17 protein-coding genes are annotated in these 18932 nt (G+C 40.1%); 13 read left to right on the forward strand and 4 right to left on the reverse strand.

Annotated elements, in window-relative coordinates; all coding sequences use genetic code 11:
• Positions 1–10 precede the first annotated feature (10 nt).
• Positions 11–1456 (forward strand): ribosome biogenesis GTPase Der, encoded by a 1446-nt coding sequence (gene der, locus IV514_RS03975; protein ID WP_206483596.1) that lies wholly within the window; start codon positions 11–13, stop codon positions 1454–1456.
• 114 nt (positions 1457–1570) lie between these two features.
• Positions 1571–2257, forward strand: a complete 687-nt coding sequence (locus tag IV514_RS03980) for a PilZ domain-containing protein (protein WP_206483597.1) — start codon at positions 1571–1573, stop codon at positions 2255–2257.
• 5 nt (positions 2258–2262) lie between these two features.
• On the opposite strand, the gene xseA is transcribed toward IV514_RS03980, so the two are convergent.
• A complete protein-coding gene (xseA, locus tag IV514_RS03985) occupies positions 2263–3600 on the reverse strand; it encodes an exodeoxyribonuclease VII large subunit (RefSeq protein WP_206483598.1) in 1338 nt (445 codons plus the stop codon).
• Between the two features lie 181 nt (positions 3601–3781).
• On the opposite strand from xseA, the gene guaB reads away from it, so the two are divergent.
• The 4 genes from guaB (at position 3782) to IV514_RS04005 (ending at position 10046) form a co-directional block, all read left to right on the forward strand.
• Positions 3782–5254 (forward strand): IMP dehydrogenase, encoded by a 1473-nt coding sequence (guaB, locus tag IV514_RS03990; protein WP_206483599.1) that lies wholly within the window; start codon positions 3782–3784, stop codon positions 5252–5254.
• Between the two features lie 188 nt (positions 5255–5442).
• Positions 5443–7020, forward strand: coding sequence for a glutamine-hydrolyzing GMP synthase (gene guaA, locus IV514_RS03995; RefSeq protein WP_206483600.1), 1578 nt, complete (start codon positions 5443–5445; stop codon positions 7018–7020).
• Between the two features lie 321 nt (positions 7021–7341).
• The gene (locus IV514_RS04000) at positions 7342–8043 is read left to right on the forward strand and encodes a glutathione S-transferase family protein (protein WP_206483601.1); all 702 of its coding nucleotides are present in this window, start codon (positions 7342–7344) and stop codon (positions 8041–8043) included.
• 62 nt (positions 8044–8105) lie between these two features.
• The gene (locus IV514_RS04005) at positions 8106–10046 is read left to right on the forward strand and encodes a RecQ family ATP-dependent DNA helicase (RefSeq protein WP_206483602.1); all 1941 of its coding nucleotides are present in this window, start codon (positions 8106–8108) and stop codon (positions 10044–10046) included.
• A gap of 61 nt (positions 10047–10107) precedes the next feature.
• On the opposite strand, the gene IV514_RS04010 is transcribed toward IV514_RS04005, so the two are convergent.
• The gene (locus tag IV514_RS04010) at positions 10108–10596 is read right to left on the reverse strand and encodes a peptidylprolyl isomerase (protein WP_206483603.1); all 489 of its coding nucleotides are present in this window, start codon (positions 10594–10596) and stop codon (positions 10108–10110) included.
• 22 nt (positions 10597–10618) lie between these two features.
• Complete coding sequence (gene ygfZ, locus IV514_RS04015) at positions 10619–11593, reverse strand: tRNA-modifying protein YgfZ (protein WP_206483604.1); 975 nt, start codon at positions 11591–11593, stop codon at positions 10619–10621.
• Positions 11594–11880: 287 nt separating this feature from the next.
• On the opposite strand from ygfZ, the gene IV514_RS04020 reads away from it, so the two are divergent.
• The gene (locus IV514_RS04020) at positions 11881–12147 is read left to right on the forward strand and encodes a succinate dehydrogenase assembly factor 2 (RefSeq protein WP_206483605.1); all 267 of its coding nucleotides are present in this window, start codon (positions 11881–11883) and stop codon (positions 12145–12147) included.
• A 52-nt stretch (positions 12148–12199) separates the two neighbouring features.
• Complete coding sequence (locus IV514_RS04025) at positions 12200–12574, forward strand: protein YgfX (RefSeq protein WP_206483606.1); 375 nt, start codon at positions 12200–12202, stop codon at positions 12572–12574.
• On the opposite strand, the gene nadB is transcribed toward IV514_RS04025, so the two are convergent.
• Positions 12563–14182 (reverse strand): L-aspartate oxidase, encoded by a 1620-nt coding sequence (gene nadB, locus IV514_RS04030; protein WP_206483607.1) that lies wholly within the window; start codon positions 14180–14182, stop codon positions 12563–12565. The two genes, IV514_RS04025 and nadB, sit on opposite strands and share 12 nt — an antisense overlap.
• A 206-nt stretch (positions 14183–14388) precedes the next feature.
• Between nadB and rpoE the strand changes: the two genes are divergently transcribed.
• The 5 genes from rpoE (at position 14389) to lepA (ending at position 18931) form a co-directional block, all read left to right on the forward strand.
• A complete protein-coding gene (gene rpoE, locus IV514_RS04035; protein WP_206483608.1) occupies positions 14389–14967 on the forward strand; it encodes an RNA polymerase sigma factor RpoE in 579 nt (192 codons plus the stop codon).
• A 29-nt stretch (positions 14968–14996) separates the two neighbouring features.
• The gene (locus IV514_RS04040; protein ID WP_206483609.1) at positions 14997–15596 is read left to right on the forward strand and encodes an RseA family anti-sigma factor; all 600 of its coding nucleotides are present in this window, start codon (positions 14997–14999) and stop codon (positions 15594–15596) included.
• Positions 15593–16570 carry a MucB/RseB C-terminal domain-containing protein gene (locus IV514_RS04045; RefSeq protein WP_206483610.1) on the forward strand — a complete coding sequence of 326 codons (978 nt, stop codon included), beginning with the start codon at positions 15593–15595 and terminating at the stop codon, positions 16568–16570. The genes IV514_RS04040 and IV514_RS04045 overlap by 4 nt, the downstream gene beginning before the upstream one ends.
• A gap of 5 nt (positions 16571–16575) precedes the next feature.
• Entirely contained in the window at positions 16576–17052 is a 477-nt protein-coding gene (locus tag IV514_RS04050; protein ID WP_206483611.1) for a SoxR reducing system RseC family protein, read from the forward strand.
• A gap of 88 nt (positions 17053–17140) precedes the next feature.
• Positions 17141–18931 (forward strand): translation elongation factor 4, encoded by a 1791-nt coding sequence (gene lepA / locus IV514_RS04055; protein WP_206483612.1) that lies wholly within the window; start codon positions 17141–17143, stop codon positions 18929–18931.
• Position 18932: the final 1 nt, after the last annotated feature.

The following is an 18932-nucleotide window of genomic DNA, read 5'->3' on the forward strand; positions in this document are numbered from 1 at the left end:
TGAGGTCAGCATGCTTCCTGTTGTGGCTCTAGTAGGGCGTCCAAATGTTGGAAAGTCTACTTTATTTAACCGATTAACTCGCAGTCGGGATGCGCTTGTAGCTGATTATCCTGGTTTGACCAGAGATCGCCAGTATGGGCAAGCGGAAGTTGAAGAACATCCTTTTATTGTTATCGATACTGGTGGCATCCATGGCGATGAAGAAGGTATCGATGCATTGATGGCTGAACAGTCGTTAATGGCGATTGATGAAGCCGATGCAGTACTGTTTTTAGTGGATGCCCGTGCCGGTATGACTTCTGCGGATATTGGCATTGCAGAGCACTTGCGTAAGCAAAATAAAAAAGTCTTTTTAGTGGCAAATAAAATTGATGGTATTGATGCTGATTCTGCGGTGGCAGAGTTCTATCAATTAGCATTAGGTGACGTTCATCAAATTGCCGCGGCTCATGGGCGCGGTGTTTCGCAGTTATTAACATTGGCGTTAAGTCCTCATATTGAAGCCTTAGGTCAAAGCCATGACACAGATGATTCAGAGTCATCGGCTGAAGAACTTGATGAACAAAATATTGAAGCGGCGCCAGAAGAGCATGACAAAATCAAGTTGGCGATCATTGGTAAACCTAATGTGGGTAAGTCGACATTAACCAACCGTATTTTGGGTGAAGAGCGGGTCGTTGTGTATGATATGCCAGGTACAACACGTGACAGTGTCTATATTCCAATGGAACGTAATGGACGTGAATATACCTTAATTGATACTGCAGGGATCCGACGCCGTAAGAATGTCACAGACGTTGTAGAAAAATATTCTGTGATTAAAACACTCCGTGCTATTGAAGATGCCAATGTTTGTTTGTTAGTGATTGATGCCCAAGAAGGGATCACCGATCAAGATTTAAGTTTATTAGGTTTTATTTTAGAAGCGGGTCGCTCATTAGTGCTAGCCGTTAATAAATGGGATGGCTTAAGTGAACATGTTAAAGACAGTATTAAAACTGAATTAGATCGACGTTTAGGCTTTATTGATTTTGCGCGTATTCATTTTATTTCTGCTTTGCATGGCACAGGTGTCGGTCACTTATACGAGTCAGTAGAAGAAGCGTTTGTGTCGGCAACTAAACGGATATCGACTTCGATGGTGACTAAAATATTAGATATGGCAATATTTGATCATCAGCCACCGATGCATAATGGTCGTCGGATCAAGCTTAAGTATGCTCATGCTGGCGGATATAATCCTCCTATTATCGTCATTCATGGTAATCAAACCAAACAGCTGCCGGTTTCTTATAAACGTTATTTGATGAATTATTATCGTAAATCATTGAAAGTGATGGGAACTCCGATAAAAATTGAATTTAGAGAAACAGCGAACCCATTCTCTGGTAAGAAAAAATTAAGTTTCTCTGAGCAGAAAAAACTTGCGCGTAAAACGCAAGGTTATAAAAAATAGCAACTATCGCCCTAAAATCAGCTTTTAGGGCGACAATGAAAATATAAGAATTGCAATTTGTCGTTATCTTGTCTAGATTAATCATAATAAAAATTAACTACTTACCTAGAAAACATGCCTTCATCAGCAGTGAAAATTGAAACCGCAGCCCGCTTGCAACGTCACCTTGGCTTAATGCAAGCAGGGTCTACTGTTACGATTGATATTTCAACACCTGCTGGACAGAAGGCCAAATTTCGTACCACTTTTATCGGCTATTTACCGAAACAATATGTTTTAATTCAGTTTCCTGATGCGAATAAAGTTGGGGCGTTTTCGCAATTTATTGTTCAAGGCGCAGGCGTTACTGTCAGAGGGGTGATTGAAGGGCAAGAAGGTGCTGTTGCAGCTTTTGTTAGCTCTGTTAAACAAACCATACAACTTCCTTCGAAAATGATTGTACTGGGATTTCCTAAAACACTTACCATGCAAAGTTTACGGAAATCGGTCCGTATTGATACCGATATCAGTGCGAAAGTGAAAATTGAGCAAAAATATTGGCAAAGTTTGATTACAGATGTATCGATTAATGGTTGTCAATTGTTAATTGATAACGGTGAAGAGATCTCTTTGGTTAAAGACACTGAGATTGAGATCACTTTAGATAGTAATAACGGCTTAGCCAATGTGGTATTGCTGGGCGAAATTTGTAGTATTAAAAATGTGCTCAATGGCGTTTCTATCGGCGTGAAGTTTGGCGATAAGAGCCGTAATGATGTCACTAAGTTACTTACCCAAGTGGTGACCTTAGAAGCTGAATAATTGGTTTAGCCTGCTGTAACCTTTGTCACTTTGGCTTGTAAACATCCTCCCCTGAGTTGTACCGATATTGACTCATCAACTTTTACATCGTTCACGTGAGCAATGATCTTGCCTTGTTGGTTACGAGTCACACTATAGCCACGCGCGATGGTGGCTAATGGGCTCACTAAATGCAATTGTTCGATGATGTGAGCAAATTCATTTTGTTGTTTGCTAAGCTGGTTGTGCATTGCCATTTTTAGGCGCTGATTGATATGCGTTAATTGGCTTTGCTGTGCGTTGATTGTTGTTAATGGGCTAGCCAAAGATAAACGCTGTTGTAATTGTTCAAGCGGATAGCGTGCAAACTTTACTTTTTCATCGAGTAATTTATTGAGTCGTAAGTTAAGTTCATCGGCTTGCTGTTGGTGTTTCTTTAATCGTTGCTCTGGGTGTGTTAAATTCAATCGATGTAGCAAATACTGATAGCGTTGGCTTGCTTTTGATAAAGTATTAACTGTTTGCTGATAAATTCGTTTGTTAAACATCATTAATCGATGGATTAACTCACTACTGTCAGAAGATACCAATTCAGCTGCCGCAGAGGGAGTGGCAGCACGACTATCTGCGACATAATCACTCAGGGTTGTATCGATTTCATGGCCAATGGCACTGATCACTGGAATTTGACAATCAAAAATGGCTTTGACGACAATTTCTTCATTGAATGCCCATAAATCTTCCAGAGAACCACCACCTCGGCCGATGATCAATACATCACATTCGTTTCGTGCATTGGCTGTAGCAATGGCCCTAACAAGCTCATGTTTGGCCAATTCTCCTTGGACCAACGCCGGATAAATGATGACATTGATGCTTGGGTTTCGCCGTTTCAAGACTGATAGAATATCTTTAATTGCAGCGCCAGAAGGTGAAGTGATCACTCCAATTGTTTTCGGTGATTGAGGTATGGCCTGTTTATATTGTTGAGAAAAAAGCCCCTGCGCATTAAGTTGCTGTTTTAGCTGTTCATATTGTTGTCGTAACAGACCCTCACCAGCTTCTTCCATCAATTCAATGATCAATTGAAAGTCACCCCGAGGTTCATACAGAGATACTTTAGCTTTTACCAACACTTGTTGGCCATTTTTAGGTGTGATTCGGACTCGGCGATTGTTGCCTTTAAACATCGCACATTTTACTTGTGAATTTTTATCTTTTAATGATAAATACCAATGACCTGAGCTTGCAGCGACGAAATTAGTAATTTCACCACATAACCAGACATAATTAAGCTCACTTTCTAGGATAAACTTTACTTTTTTTGTCAGTTCACTTACTTGTAATATGTGTGGTTGAGGCATAAATAATGTGCTTTTTCAGGCGTTAAAGTAAATTGCTTGCTAATATTATCGAATTGTATAATCAAAGAACAGTGACTTTTTTAACAAAACGCGAAAATTTCAGTTGTCCTAAGCGAACAAAACGGTTAAAATTCTGCCGCAATATTTCCTCCCTAACCATATACTTTAGAGAGATGTTGCGATGCTAAGAATTGCCCAAGAAGCCCTAACTTTTGATGACGTATTATTGGTACCAGCCCATTCCACTGTGCTACCACATACTGCTGATCTTAAAACTCAATTAACCCGAAAAATCAGCTTAAATGTGCCGATGGTATCTGCATCTATGGATACAGTTACGGAAGCTCGTTTAGCAATCACATTAGCCCAAGAAGGCGGTCTAGGTTTTATTCACAAGAATATGACCATAGAAGAGCAAGCTAAAAATGTCTCTTTAGTGAAAAAGTTTGAAAGTGGGATTGTGTCTGATCCTGTAACAGTTACTCCTGATGCCCCTATTAGTACGGTAATGGAATTAGCTGATGAACTTGGTTTTTCAGGCTTTCCAGTGGTTGATACAGACAATAACTTAGTTGGTATTGTAACTGGGCGTGATCTTCGTTTTGAAACAGATCTTACTAAGCCAGTCTCAGCGCTAATGACGAAAAAAGATGATTTAGTGACTGTAAATGAAGGGGCTGAGCGTGAACAAATCCTTAGCTTGATGCATGAACATCGTATCGAAAAAATATTGATGGTTGATCAAGTCTTTAAGTTAAAGGGCTTGATCACAGTGAAAGATTATCAAAAAGCAGAAAGCAAACCAAATGCTTGTAAAGATGAGTTAGGTCGTTTACGCGTTGGCGCAGCTGTTGGTGTTGGCGCAGGAACAGACGAAAGAATCGACGCATTAGTTGCAGCAGGCGTTGATGTATTATTGATTGATACTTCACATGGCCATTCACAAGGGGTCATCGATAGAGTATCTGAGACTCGTCAAAAATACCCAGAATTGCAACTTATCGCTGGTAATGTTGCGACAGCCGCAGGTGCCAAAGCACTAGCTGATGCAGGTGTTGATGCGGTGAAAGTGGGCATTGGTCCAGGCTCTATTTGTACAACACGTATTGTCACAGGTGTTGGTGTACCCCAGTTAACAGCAATTTCTAATGCGGTTGAAGCCTTAAAAGGTACAGGTATCCCAGTGATTGCTGATGGTGGTATTCGCTTTTCTGGTGATATTGCTAAAGCATTAGTTGCTGGCGCGCATTGTGTCATGGTGGGCAGTATGTTTGCTGGTACAGAAGAATCACCAGGCGAAGTTGAACTTTATCAAGGCCGTTACTACAAATCGTACCGTGGCATGGGGTCATTGGGTGCGATGGCGCAAAAAGAGGGTTCGAGTGATCGTTATTTCCAAAAATCTGATGGTGAAGCGGATAAATTAGTGCCAGAAGGTATTGAAGGACGTGTTGCTTATAAGGGACCTGTTGCGGCAATTATTCATCAACAAATGGGCGGGTTACGTTCATCCATGGGATTAACGGGATCGGCGACGATAGAAGAAATGCGCACTAAGCCAGAGTTTATGAAAATAACTGCTGCTGGCATGGGTGAGTCACATGTACATGATGTGACCATTACCAAAGAGGCGCCTAACTATCGCATGGGCTAGTTATTAATACATAAGATTATTGATATCGTTAAATTGTTTATCATATTTGTGCTGACAGCTTGCCATTAGCGATTCGCGGCACTTTGTACAATGTGAGCTACAATTTGAAAATATTTTCGCAGGCTGAGCTGTAAATATGGTGGCTCAGCCTGTTCAATTTTAAAAGCATATTATTAGGAACAAAACACATGAGCAAAGACATTCATGATCACCGCATACTAATATTAGATTTTGGTTCTCAATATACGCAGTTAATTGCACGTCGAGTACGTGAAATTGGCGTTTATTGTGAATTATGGGCTTGGGATGTTACCGAAGCGCAAATTAAAGCGTTCAATCCTACGGGGATTATTTTAGCGGGTGGTCCTGAGTCAGTCACTGAGCATAACTCTCCTCGTGCGCCACAGTATGTATTTGATGCTAAGGTGCCAGTATTAGGTATTTGTTATGGTATGCAAACCATGGCTGAACAACTTGGTGGTGGTGTGCAGGGCTCTGAACATAAAGAGTTTGGTTATGCTTCTGTTGAAGTGATTGCATCATCAGCATTGTTTAAAAATATTGAAGATTCTATCAGTGATAATGGTAATGCCTTATTGGATGTGTGGATGAGTCATGGTGATAAAGTATCGGCTATTCCTGAGGGCTTTACCACAATTGCACAAACCCCAAGTTGTAAATATGCTGCGATGGCAAATGAAGACAAGCAGTTTTACGGTGTGCAGTTTCATCCAGAAGTTACTCATACTAAGCAAGGGATGCGTATTTTAGAGCACTTCATTGTTGACATTTGTCAGTGTGAAAAACTATGGACTGCAGAATCTATTATTGAAGATGCCATTGCCAAAATGAAAGCACAAGTTGGTGATGATGAAGTTGTGTTGGGGCTATCTGGTGGTGTTGATTCATCGGTCGTTGCCATGTTATTGCACCGCGCCATTGGCGATAAATTAACTTGTGTGTTTGTTGATAACGGTTTACTGCGTTTAGATGAAGGCAAGCAAGTGATGGAAATGTTTGGTGATCACTTTGGTTTAAACATTATTCATGTTAATGCTGAGCAACGCTTTTTAGATCGACTCGCCGGCGAAGATGATCCTGAGAAAAAACGTAAGATCATTGGTAATGTGTTTGTTGAAATTTTTGATGAAGAAGCCAGCAAACTTGTTAATGCTAAATGGTTAGCGCAAGGGACGATTTACCCAGATGTAATTGAATCTGCGGCATCTGCTACCGGTAAAGCTCATGTGATTAAATCGCATCATAATGTTGGTGGTTTGCCAGACGATATGGAATTAGGCTTAGTTGAACCGTTACGTGAACTTTTTAAAGATGAAGTACGTAAAATTGGTTTAGAGTTAGGTTTGCCTTATAACATGTTATATCGTCACCCATTTCCGGGCCCTGGCTTAGGGGTACGAATTTTAGGTGAAGTGAAAAAAGAATACGCTGATTTATTACGTCGAGCTGATGCTATTTTTATAGACGAGTTACATAAACACGATTTATATAACAAAGTCAGTCAAGCCTTTACCGTATTTTTACCTGTGCGCTCGGTTGGTGTAATGGGCGATGGCCGAAAATATGACTGGGTAGTAAGTTTACGTGCAGTTGAAACTATTGATTTTATGACGGCACACTGGGCGCATTTACCTTATGATTTCTTAGGGCTTGTTTCTAACCGTATTATCAATGAAATCGACGGTATTTCGCGTGTGGTGTATGACATCTCAGGTAAGCCACCAGCGACCATTGAATGGGAATAATATTTAAATAGTGAATCTGATTATTTAAATCACAAAACCTCAATGCCATTAGGTGTTGAGGTTTTTTTTATAGGATTCTCATAATTTGCGCATTTTATACCTATTTACTTGTTCTAATTATAAATTAAATGTATCGAGAGCAAGCGAAAATATTAAAAAATGGTAACTACAGATAAACAGAACATAAGGTGGATTTCAACGAGAAATATCTTTTTGTTAGAGAGAGTACAAACTAATTAACTGTGTTTATTTACAGTGTTTTGTTTTTTTTGTATAGTGAATTCACTGTTAAGATATCACTATAAAATTAAAGGAATAATAATGATAAAGCTCTGTGGTTTTGGTTCGGCGTTTGGTCTCATTGATGCGAGCCCTTTTGTAATAAAAGTGGATTTGTTTTTAAAGCTAGCAAATATTGATTTTGAATTTGTTGGTGATGTTAATCATTTAAAACACTCGCCTAAAGGCAAGCTGCCCTACATTGAAGATGCCGGTGAAAAAATTGCTGATTCACATTTTATTTTGCAATATCTGACGAAAAAATATCATGTGACTTTAGATGATCACTTAACGAGTGAACAAAAAGCACAAGCAACCCTTTATACTAAGGCGCTAGAAGAGAGTTTATATTGGTGTTTAGTATATTCAAGGTGGGTGAAAGCTGATACTTGGCCTGTGATCAAAGCGACATTTTTTAATGAGCTACCCGTACCATTAAAGTGGTTTATCCCTTCTTTATTGCAAAAGAATGTTAAGAAAACCTTATTTAGACAAGGCTACGGTCGTCATAGTGAAACCGAATTGTTATCAATAGCAGATGAACATTTTGCGGCACTCGCTACGCTATTAGGTGAGCAGCCATTCTTTTTTGGCGAACAACCGAGCTCATTTGATGCCATAGCTTATAGTTTTTTATCAGAGTTTATTTCCGTCGATTTTTTTAACAGTTTTAATCAGCAGGCACGAACATATACTAATTTAGTGCAGTATTGCCAACGCATTGAAGCACAATATTACGCCTGATCAACCTTGTTATAGAGAACTGAAAATATGGATTTTATCTATTTGTTTGCTGGTCATAAACCATGACTCATAACCTTGAGCAAAACTTACAGCAAGTCTTTGGTTTTGAGCAGTTCCGCGAAGGCCAGCAACAAACGATAACCCAGTTATTAAATGGGCAATCCTCGTTGGCGATTTTTCCTACGGGCTCGGGTAAATCGCTGTGTTATCAATTTACCGCGTTACATCTTCCTCACTTGACCTTAGTCGTTTCGCCATTGTTAGCCTTGATCAAAGATCAACTTGCTTTTCTAGCCAGTAAGGGGATTCAGGCAGCAAGTATTGATTCGAGTTTAACGGCTGAGCAGCATCAGCAAGTGATGGCTGATGTGCGAGCAAGACATATTAAAATTTTAATGGTGTCGGTTGAACGTTTTAAAAATGAACGTTTTCGCCAGTTTATTCAATCGGTCAATGTCTCTATGTTGGTCGTTGATGAAGCGCATTGTATTTCTGAATGGGGCCATAATTTTCGGCCTGACTATTTAAAATTACCGGCTTACCAAAAAGAATTAGCTATTCCTTTAACCTTATTATTAACCGCTACAGCAACCAGGCAAGTAAAAGAGGATATGGCGCATAAGTTTGCCATAGCACCTGAGCATATCGTGCAAACGGGCTTTTACCGTGACAACCTTAATTTGAGTGTGCAGCCAAGTCATCAAGGGAATAAAGTAGAGCAATTGGTGGAATGTATTGCTCAGCAGTCTGGTAGCGGTATTGTTTATGTCACGTTACAACACAGTGCAGAAGATATTGCTAACGCGTTAACACAACAGGGCATTAATGCCAATGCTTACCATGCAGGTTTTGACAGTGATGTGCGCCAGCAAATTCAATCGCAGTTTATGCGTGGCGATATTAGCATTATTGTCGCGACCATCGCATTTGGTATGGGGATTGATAAGTCAGATATTCGTTTTGTCATTCACTATGATTTACCTAAATCGATTGAAAATTATAGTCAGGAAATAGGGCGAGCAGGGCGTGATGGCAAACCCTCCAATTGCATTACCTTAGCTGACTTAGACGGCTTGAATGTGGTTGAAAACTTTGTTTATGGGGATACGCCAGAGCCAAGCGGCATTAAACAAGTCCTTAAGACCATCGAAGAGGAAACAAAAGATAATTATTGGGAATTGCAAGGTAACGCATTATCACTTGCCAGCAATATTCGCCCATTGCCGCTAAAAACCTTGTTAGTGCAACTAGAGCTGCGCAAGGTTTTGATGCCAATGTATTCATATTTTGCCGAAGTTAAATATAAATTTGTCCAGCAGAAAGAGGTTGTCTTAGCTGCGTTTGACGGGGAGCGTGCTGATTTTCTGGCCGCTATTTTTCAATATACTCGATTTAAAAAAGTGTGGGGAGAGCCTGACCTTGACGCCTTATTTGCTAACTATCAGTGTGAGCGAACTAGGGTGTTAACTGCACTGGAATACTTAAATGAAAGAGAGTTTATTGCATTAGAAACTAAAAAAATGACAGAGGTTTATCGCATCAACCCGGTAATGTTAGCGGATGCGCAGTTAATAGAAGGGTTAGAAGCTTATTTTTTAGATAAAGAAGCTAGTGAGATCAAGCGGATTGGCAGATTAGTTGATTTTTTCCAATCAAAGGATTGTTTAAGTTGGCAGTTAGCTCAGTATTTTGATGATGATTTAGCACCTGTACATTGTGGGCACTGTTCGGTATGTCAGGGAAAAATTGCAACTTTAGGCTATACACAAACGTTTGAATTTTTGAGCGATGAGCAATTAGTTAGCTATATTAATGAGTTTATCCAACATATGGCAACTAAAGGTATTGCATCGTTGTCCGTTGCTACTATTTGTCGTTTTCTAGCGGGGTTGATGGTTCCCATTTTTACTCGAAATAATGTTAAAAAATTAGCAGGTTTTGCTAGTTGTCAACATATGCGGTACGCAGATATTCGGGAGAAGGTAACAGGATTACTGCGTTAAATATTTAGCCACATTAATAAGGCACTAAGCCGTGCCTTATTAATGTGGTTATCATACTTGGTTAATGGTTATGACCACAACCACCTTCACCATGAACATGCCCATGAGCGAGCTCTTCTTCGGTAGCGTCACGTACTTCAAGAATTTCGACATCGAATTTTAAGTCGATACCGGCTAATGGGTGGTTACCATCAACAGTAATTTCATCATCTTGTACATCGATAACAATCACGGTTTGTTCGCCTTGATCTGTTGCAGCGCGTAATTGTGTGCCGACTTCTAAACCTTCTATTTCAGCAAACATTTCTTTTGGTACGGTTTGAACAAATCCGTCATGACGCTGACCATAAGCGTCATCCGCCGCTACTTCAACTTCAAATTTATCACCTGCTGTGTGATCGGTTAACGCGTTTTCTAAACCTGGGATCAAATAGCCTGTGCCGTGAATGATGGCTAATGGTTGATGGTCGTAGGAGCTGTCAATTAAGGTGTCCTCGCTGTCGGATACAGCGTAGTGTAATTTGACAACTTTGTTGGCTGAAATTTTCATATATTGGTTCCTATATAGGGGCTTATTCTTGAGAGAGTGAATAGGGTAAGGCAGTTACGGTTAACAATGCATCGGGATGAGCTTTTACTCGTAAACTAGCAGTTTGCTCGGTGTCGCTCGCTAATACGGTTTGCAGGTAGCATTGATTATCATCACTGACATAACTAGCAATGACTTCACCGGCTTTTCGCCAGTTTTCACCGAGTTGCTTTTCAACGTCAATATCTTTTGTACGCGATGGTAATTGACCCTGTAAAGCAAATAACGCTTTTTTGTTTTTACCTAAATACTGCATGCGTGCCACGGTTTCTTGACCTAAATAACAGCCTTTAGTGAAACTTATTCCTTTGATTGCCTGCATGTTTAACATTTGCGGGACAAATTCGCTTTTTTCAGTGTTTTCGAGATAAGGGATACCTTCAACAATTTCTAATAAACGCCATACGTTAGCTGAATATACGGGTAAAGAAAATGCCGCAACATGTTGCTCCACTTGTGCTTGTTCATCGATGATCAGGTAGCGATTGGTTTTACCTGCAAGGTAGATAAGCGTTGTGGTATTGATTTCTATTACCGGTGTTTGGCTGTCAGGTACTTGGTTAAATTGCGTTTTTAACAGTGTTTCAGCGTTATCACCAACTAGTGCATAAAAGGCAAGATTATCCGCTGTTGTGATCTCAACCTTCGCAAATACCCCAAACTTTTTTAACTCAGCAAATGAATGTTCAATGGTACTTTTAGGTTGAAATAACAGATAGCTACCGTTCCGTTCAAATAAACGAAAACAAGAGAATACTTTACCTTTGGCGTTACAGTGGGCGCCATGCAGTATTTTCTTCTGTTCAAGTTCATTGACGTCGCAAGTAATTTGTCCTTGTAAGTACTTATTTTGTTCTTCACCTTGAAGCTTGATGGCATTGCATTCGGTCAGAGCAATTAAATAAGTATCAGGAAGATCAGATAATGGCGGATGTGATTGTTCAATAGTTATAGTCATAACGCTACTAAATTAAGTGCAAATCTGCTTTTAAACATAAGGGTGATTTTTAAGAATACAAGGGGGTAATCAAGTGAATAAGCTATTTGTTGTTGAAATTTTATGCAAAGAGAACATGTTTTGAGACAGACAATACTTGCTAGCTGTCGTAATTCGGTTAAACGACAGTAATTAAGCGCATAGCTGTAACTATCTCAGTGTAAAAAAATAGCATTCGCCTAGATCAATTTGTTAAACTAATTACAGATAAGTAGCTTAAGCAAATTTACTGAATAGGTTGAGAAGAAATGACGGTTGATACAGACACTACTGCAAAAATGAAAGCACGACTCAAATGGGCATGTCGTCGAGGTATGTTAGAGTTAGATGTGTTATTTATACCGTTTGTTGATGAAGCTTGGGATAACTTGTCTCAGGAAAATAAACTGATTTTTGAACGACTATTAACTTGCCAAGATCCTGAATTGTTTGCTTGGTTTATGGGACACGAGGAGTGTGACGATCCAGAACTTAAATCCATGGTCGAACTTATACTCAAACGGGTCAAAGTATAATATACAGGTAAAAACGCTGCATTGGTCATCGTTGTGCTGGCCTGGCTTTGTTGTGTTATTGATTTGTTCGTTAACATTAATCGCAGTGTGGCCAATAATTGGTGCGCTAACCAGTGCGACTTTGCTACTTGGTTATTTACTTCTCTACTGGTCTGATAAATACAATAAGCCCTCATGTTTTGCAGCTCATACCATAACGTTGGCTGATAATGGGGTATTGGTGTTTGATCAGCAATCTAGCTATCAGTTATTACCTAATAGCCGCATTGGCTGGTTGGGGTGTTGGTTGAATTTACAATCACAACAAGCCGAATGCATCGGGAAAACTGAACAACGTTTTCTGGCTAAGCAGCAATTCAATGCGCAAGATTATGCTCGCTTATCGCGATTTATTTTACGCTATAACAGCGTTCGTTCAGTTGAGTGATGCTCGCTGATGTTCTTCATCAGGCGATAGTACCGTCGTGTTAACATCGTCACTTAACTCTGGGTAATCTAAAGTGTAATGTAATCCTCGGCTTTCTTTACGAGACATCGCACTTTTAATAATAAGCTCAGCAACTTGCACCAAGTTTCTTAACTCTAGCAAATTATTACTGACTCTAAAGTTACGGTAGTATTCATCAATTTCGCGCTGCAATAACTCGACGCGATGTAATGCTCGTTCTAATCGTTTGGTAGTTCTCACAATTCCCACATAGTCCCACATAAAGAGCCGTAGTTCATGCCAATTATGTTGGATAACAACCTCTTCGTCAGAATCTGTTACGCGACTTTCATCCCAAGCAGGGATGCTTTTGTAGCTTTGATAGCTAGCAAGCCCCTGTACAATGTCATCTGCTGCTGCTTTGGCGAATACTAAGCATTCTAGCAATGAGTTACTCGCCATACGATTTGCGCCATGTAAGCCGGTATACGCTACTTCACCGATAGCATATAAATTATCGATATCGGTTTTACCTCGCTTATCTATCATTACCCCGCCGCAGGTGTAGTGAGCAGCAGGCACGATAGGCATAGGTTGCTTGGTCATATCAATACCGAGCGATTTGGTTTTTTCATAGATGGTCGGGAAGTGTTGTTTAATAAATTCAGGTGATTTATGACTAATGTCTAAATACATACAATCGGCACCTAACCGCTTCATTTCATAATCAATGGCGCGAGCAACAATATCGCGAGGAGCAAGCTCGGCTCTTTCATCAAAGCTTGGCATAAAGCGACTACCATCGGGGCGCCTTAATAATGCACCTTCACCTCTAAGTGCTTCGGTTAAGAGAAAGTTTCCAGCTTCAGGGTGAAACAAGCAGGTAGGGTGAAACTGATTAAATTCCATATTAGCGACACGACATCCCGCACGCCATGCCATCGCGATACCATCACCACTGGCGATATCGGGGTTAGAGGTATATTGATAAACTTTGGAGGCACCTCCTGTTGCTAGAATCACTTTTTTAGCAAAAATGCGTTCTACTTTTTCACTATTGCGGTTCCAAATATAGGCACCAATACAGCTTTTGGTTGCGGTGCTTGACTCTTCACAGACTAAATCAATAGCATTATAACGTTCAAAAATACGGATACGGCTATGGTTTTGCACACGTTCAACAAGAGTTGTTTGAATAGCTTGACCAGTGGCATCGGCGGCGTGCAGGATACGGCGGTGGCTATGGCCCCCTTCACGGGTCAAGTGGTAACGAACATCGCCATCGTTATTATCCTCTTGATCAAAATCAACTCCTTGTTCAATAAGCCACTCTAAGCATGTTTTAGCGTTTTCTGCGGTATATTGCACAATATCCTGTACACATAATCCAGCACCTGCAACCAAAGTATCGGCAACATGGGATTCCACGCTGTCGTTTTCATCAAATACAGCCGCAATACCACCCTGTGCATAAAATGTTGAACCTTCGTTAACACGGCCTTTACTTAAAATAACGACATCGGCATTTTGGGCTAAATGCAGCGCTAATGATAAACCAGCCGCACCGCTACCAATAATTAACACATCACAATTATGTTGTTGATTCATATATGCATAGATTTAAGGTATTCTATAGATAAGCCGATTTTAACGCTTATTTTCGGATGAGAACAGATAATAAAACGGACTATATTGATTATTTTTGTTTTTTTTGAAATTTTTTAGAACTTTTTCGCACAAGACTAGTCCTACTTGATGCGTTTGCCATGAGCCAGATGTAAAAAGTTAATGGGTTTTTAGGAGAATTGGCTCGGATGAGCGAACAAAACGTCGACCAAACATTGGTTGAGCGAGTGCAACGCGGAGATAAGAACGCGTTTAACTTGCTGGTAACGAAGTACCAACATAAGGTGGCAAATTTGGTTTCTCGCTATGTGAAAAATCATAGCGACGTACCTGACATAGTACAAGAAGCATTTATTAAGGCATATCGTGCTTTACCTAATTTTAGAGGAGATAGTGCTTTTTATACTTGGTTATATCGTATTGCAGTGAACTGTGCGAAAAATCACATGGTTGCCAGCGGTCGAAAACCTCCAGGTTCTGATGTTGAAATTGAAGATGCAGAGATTTATGATGCAGGTGATGCTTTACGAGAAAATGCGTCACCTGAAAAATTATTGTTAACCAAAGAAATAAAAAAAGTAGTATTTAAAACTATTGAGCAATTGCCGGAAGATTTGCGAACAGCAATTAACTTGCGAGAGCTTGAAGGTTTAAGTTACGAAGAAATAGCGATGATTATGGAATGTCCGGTAGGTACGGTACGTTCTAGAATATTTAGAGCACGTGATGCTGTAGATAAAAAAATTCGTCCATTACTTCAACGCTAATTTTTATCGGTTCTTTTTAAGGTGTGTTTATGAGTGAAAGTAAGTTTGAGACAGTATCATCATTAGTTGATAACTATCAAAATAGTGATGAAGTCTTTGATGAAATAATCAAAGATAACCACATGTCGGAAACTTGGCAGCGATACCATCTCATTGGTGATACCATGCGAGATGAACTTCCACCGTCGCTTGACCTTGATTTAACAGATAGAATTAACAATGCGATTGCTGAAGAACCAACCGTGTTGGCGCCTAAGGCGAAACCAAGTGCTGGAGAATTTGTCAAAGCTAAAGTTGTGCAGTTTGCTAAGCCTTTCGGACAGATGGCGATTGCCGCATCGGCTGCTGGCTTAATGGTAATAGGTGTTCAGCAAAACGTTGCAAAAGATGAGTCATTTATTCCTGACCCTGTTGTTCAAACAGCTCCTCTTGGTGGGATTGCACAACCTGTGAGTTTGAACTTTCAAAGTGGGAATAGACAATCACAAGAGCAAGCCATGGTAGAGCAGCAACGTCGATTCCAAGTGTTGTTGCAAGATCATAAACAACAAATAAAATTTGCTGCTTTAGCGACTAAAGATGCTCAAAATAATAAGAGCAAACAAAAGGATAGTAATACCAATAAATGAAGTTTTTAATTTGGTTAAGCGCACTGGTTAGTTTAAGCTTACCAGTGTCTGCGTTTGAATCTGAGCCACAGAAAACCATTCCTCCTGAAACTGCTGATGTGTGGCTAGCCCGCCTTTCAAAATCACTACAATCATTAAATTTCAGTACCTCGTTTGTTGTAGTGAAAAACAATCATGCCGATCCTTATCATTGGTTCCATGGCGTGAATGAAGATGATGGTGAGTTGGAGATTTTATCGTTATTAAATGGTCCTAGACGCGATATATTACGAAAAAATAATGTCGTGAGTTATATTGAGCCTGAATTACCTCCTTATTCCATTTATTCCAAAGTCGTCAGTAGCCCTATCCCAAGTATTTTAAGTGGGGATATTCAAGATCTAACAGAGAGTTATAACTTTGTTTCTGTGGGAAAAAGCCGTGTCTTAGGACGCAGCGCACAAATTGTTAGAATTGTACCAAAAGATCAACATAAGTATGGTCACTGGTTATGGTTAGATCAGCAATCAGGCTTTTTATTGAAATTAGCCATTGTGACAAAAAAAGGTCAACAATTAGAACAAATTCAATTTACGCACTTAGACATTACAGAACAGCCTGCTGAGAGTTTACGTCAATTAGATGCGACAGAGTTACCGAAAGTCATCGATATTCCTGAAGGCTATCAAAATCAACAGCTTTCATGGCAAGTGAATTGGTTACCCCATGGATTTAAACAGTTAAGTGCAAACCGCCATCGTATTGTTTCGACGAAACAGCCGGTTGAGTTTGCTTTGTTTGGTGACGGATTAGTTGATGTTTCCGTATATGTAATGCCAAGTAAAGAGCAACAGCGTTCGGCTGATTATGTTTTAGATGGAGCAACCGTCGCGTTAAATCAAGTGGTTAATGGTCTAGAGGTCAGTGTTGTCGGCAAAATTCCATCACAAACAGCGAAGCAAATTGCTGATTCTGTCAGTCTGTTACCAAGGTAACAACAATGATTGAAGAGCAGGCGGTTGTTACTCATGTTGGCAAAGGATATGTCAACGTAGAATGTCTAGTTAAGTCAAGTTGTAGCGGTTGTCAGCAACTTGATAACTGCGGTAGCGGGCAAATATCTAAGGCATTTCCACAGAAAAAAGTCAGCCATAAAGTGGTGACCAATGTCGCACTCAATCAAGGCGACTCCGTGTTGATTGGTATACCTGAGAAGTTAATTTTAACTGCTGCTTGGCAAGTCTATATTTGGCCTTTGATTGGCCTGTTAACCGCTGGCTATTTCGGCCAATGGTTAGTTGAGCAACAGATATTGGCGCACGAGTTGCTGGCAGTAATTTTGAGTTTGTTGGGGGGCTATTGTGGTTTTTTACTCGCAAAGCGTCGGCAAACAGCACTGGCCAATCAGTCAGATTGGTCTCCTCGTTTACTTAAAATTTTAGCCTCGAATATTGCGATTGTAGAAATTGACCGCTGATTGGTAACAAAAGATAGCCCCAGCGGGCTAAATTCGCTAAAATCACGCCATTATTTATTTTTCAACACGTTTAATCGAATTTTCATCTATGAAACATATCCGAAATTTTTCCATTATTGCCCATATTGACCACGGTAAATCGACACTTTCTGATCGCTTGATCCAACACTGTGGAGGATTACAAGAACGTGAGATGGAAGCGCAAGTGCTTGATTCTATGGATATTGAACGTGAACGTGGTATCACCATCAAAGCGCAAAGTGTAACGCTAGATTATGAAGCGAAAGATGGTGAAGTCTATCAATTAAACTTTATCGACACCCCTGGGCATGTTGATTTTTCCTATGAAGTGTCTCGTTCTTTGGCCTCTTGTGAAGGCGCGCTATTGGTTGTTGATGCTGGCCAAGGTGTTGAAGCTCAGACGGTTGCTAATTGTTATACCGCGATTGAAATGGATCTCGAAGTATTGCCTATTTTAAATAAAATAGATTTACCTCAAGCCGATCCTGATCGTGTGAGTGAAGAAATTGAAGATATTATTGGTATTGATGCGACAGGAGCTGTTACTTGTTCAGCAAAAACAGGGGTTGGCATCGAAGATGTGTTAGAAACCATAGTTGCAAATATTCCACCACCAGCTGGTGATCCTGATGCCAAACTGCAAGCCTTAATCATTGACTCTTGGTTTGATAATTACCAAGGAGTTGTTTCATTGGTTCGTGTAATGAACGGCGAAGTGAAAAAAGGTGATAAGATGGTGGTAATGTCCACTGGTGAAACACATATTATCGATAAAGTGGGGATTTTTACTCCAAAACAAACAGAAACCGGAATATTAAGAACGGGGGAAGTTGGTTTTATTATTGCTGGTATCAAAGAAATTCATGGTGCGCCGGTTGGTGATACCATTACCTTGTTTAAAAAAGAGGCTGACTCGCAACTTCCCGGCTTTAAAAAAGTACAACCACAAGTTTACGCCGGTATTTTTCCTATCAGTTCAGATGACTATGAAAGCTTTCGCGACGCGTTAAATAAATTAAGTCTCAATGATGCTTCATTATTTTTTGAACCTGAAAACTCTTCTGCGTTAGGGTTTGGTTTCCGTATTGGTTTCCTTGGTATGTTACACATGGAGATCATTCAAGAACGCTTAGCACGTGAATATGACCTTGATTTAGTGACTACCGCACCAACGGTAAACTATGAAGTGCTTTGCACCAATGGTGAGGTAATATCGATAGATAACCCAAGTGATTTACCTGCGGTGAATAATATTGACGAAATTCGTGAGCCGATAGTGCAGGCCAATATTCTAGTGCCGCAAGAGCATTTAGGTAATGTGATCACCTTATGTATTGAAAAGCGTGGCGTACAAAAGGACATTATTTATCATGGTAATCAAGTGGCGGTCACTTATGAGTTGCCAATGGCTGAAGTGGTTATGGACTTTTTTGATAAATTAAAATCGACCAGCCGAGGTTATGCATCGTTAGATTATCATTTTATCCGCTTTGAAGCGGCTGATATGGTGCGTGCAGATGTAATGATCAATGGTGATCGCGTTGATGCGTTAGCCATGATCACTCACCGCAGTAATTCTGTAGCCCGTGGGCGTATGTTAGTTGAGAAGCTCAAAGAATTAATTCATCGTCAAATGTTTGATATTGCTATTCAAGCGGCTATTGGTAATAACGTGATTGCCCGTACGACGGTAAAACAGCTCCGTAAAAACGTGACGGCAAAATGTTATGGTGGTGACGTTTCTCGTAAGAAAAAGCTACTACAAAAGCAAAAAGAAGGTAAAAAACGAATGAAGCAAGTCGGTAATGTTGAAGTGCCGCAAGAAGCGTTTTTAGCCGTATTAAAACTCGACAAATAGT

The sequence above is a fragment of the Thalassotalea sp. G2M2-11 genome (assembly GCF_017168195.1).
Taxonomy (GTDB): Bacteria; Pseudomonadota; Gammaproteobacteria; order Enterobacterales; family Alteromonadaceae; genus Thalassotalea_E.

Coding starts and splice junctions, on each gene's coding strand:
- IV514_RS03980 (WP_206483597.1), top strand. CDS start 1,571: ATGCCTTCATCAGCAGTGAAAATTGAAACCGCAGCCCGCTTGCAACGT.
- guaB (WP_206483599.1), top strand. CDS start 3,782: ATGCTAAGAATTGCCCAAGAAGCCCTAACTTTTGATGACGTATTATTG.
- IV514_RS04050 (WP_206483611.1), top strand. CDS start 16,576: ATGATTGAAGAGCAGGCGGTTGTTACTCATGTTGGCAAAGGATATGTC.
- IV514_RS04045 (WP_206483610.1), top strand. CDS start 15,593: ATGAAGTTTTTAATTTGGTTAAGCGCACTGGTTAGTTTAAGCTTACCA.
- IV514_RS04020 (WP_206483605.1), top strand. CDS start 11,881: ATGACGGTTGATACAGACACTACTGCAAAAATGAAAGCACGACTCAAA.
- ygfZ (WP_206483604.1), bottom strand. CDS start 11,593: ATGACTATAACTATTGAACAATCACATCCGCCATTATCTGATCTTCCT.
- guaA (WP_206483600.1), top strand. CDS start 5,443: ATGAGCAAAGACATTCATGATCACCGCATACTAATATTAGATTTTGGT.
- lepA (WP_206483612.1), top strand. CDS start 17,141: ATGAAACATATCCGAAATTTTTCCATTATTGCCCATATTGACCACGGT.
- der (WP_206483596.1), top strand. CDS start 11: ATGCTTCCTGTTGTGGCTCTAGTAGGGCGTCCAAATGTTGGAAAGTCT.
- IV514_RS04040 (WP_206483609.1), top strand. CDS start 14,997: ATGAGTGAAAGTAAGTTTGAGACAGTATCATCATTAGTTGATAACTAT.
- xseA (WP_206483598.1), bottom strand. CDS start 3,600: ATGCCTCAACCACACATATTACAAGTAAGTGAACTGACAAAAAAAGTA.
- IV514_RS04000 (WP_206483601.1), top strand. CDS start 7,342: ATGATAAAGCTCTGTGGTTTTGGTTCGGCGTTTGGTCTCATTGATGCG.
- IV514_RS04005 (WP_206483602.1), top strand. CDS start 8,106: ATGACTCATAACCTTGAGCAAAACTTACAGCAAGTCTTTGGTTTTGAG.
- rpoE (WP_206483608.1), top strand. CDS start 14,389: ATGAGCGAACAAAACGTCGACCAAACATTGGTTGAGCGAGTGCAACGC.
- nadB (WP_206483607.1), bottom strand. CDS start 14,182: ATGAATCAACAACATAATTGTGATGTGTTAATTATTGGTAGCGGTGCG.
- IV514_RS04010 (WP_206483603.1), bottom strand. CDS start 10,596: ATGAAAATTTCAGCCAACAAAGTTGTCAAATTACACTACGCTGTATCC.